Annotated in this window: 2 protein-coding genes; one reads left to right on the top strand and one right to left on the bottom strand. The window is 63.6% G+C overall.

Translation table 11 applies throughout. From position 1 onward, the window contains the following. The coding region (locus AC1DZC_RS20305) for an NAD(P)-binding protein (protein ID WP_477044545.1) at positions 1-119 on the bottom strand (119 nt) is incomplete at its 3' end. A gap of 194 nt (positions 120-313) precedes the next feature. Between AC1DZC_RS20305 and AC1DZC_RS20300 the strand changes: the two genes are divergently transcribed. Continuing rightward, a partial coding sequence (locus AC1DZC_RS20300; protein ID WP_477044544.1) for an aldehyde dehydrogenase family protein occupies positions 314-547 on the top strand: 234 nt, incomplete at its 3' end.

The raw sequence follows: 547 nt of genomic DNA, 5'->3' as shown, positions 1-547 counted from the left end.
TCCTTGCCGCCCGCTTCGATCAGCAGCACCGACACCCGGCCGTCTTCGCTCAGCCTGTTGGCGAGCACGCAACCGGCCGAGCCGGCGCCAACGATGATATAGTCGAATTCCTGTTGCATCTCAGCGTCGCTGTTTCGCCGCAACTGCCACCGATTCCAATCCGATTTCCGGCATCCATGCCCCCGGCAATTTGTTGAACAGCGTTGTGACATGACAAATAGCGTTCGACAAGATATAATGCCGTTGGTTATGATGCATGTCGCGACGCCGGCTCGGACCACGAATCCGGGTGGCTCTGGGAGAGGTTTCTACGATGACGGGTGCCGCAATACTGGATCGACCGCTTGTGCCTGCGCTGGACAAGGCACGGGCCTTTGCCGCGAGCCGGCATCAGCTGTTCATTGGCGGGCAGTGGGTCGAACCGCTCGACGGCGGGCGTTTCGAGACGCACGACCCGGCGACCGGCGCGCGCCTTGCCGATATCGCCGAGGCGCGCGAGGCGGACGCCGATGCGGCGGTCGCCGCCGCGCGGCGCGCGATGGAAAAT

This window comes from Cellulomonas sp. P2_B4, assembly GCF_056404795.1.
This window is presented reverse-complemented; position numbering and strand designations above follow the sequence as displayed.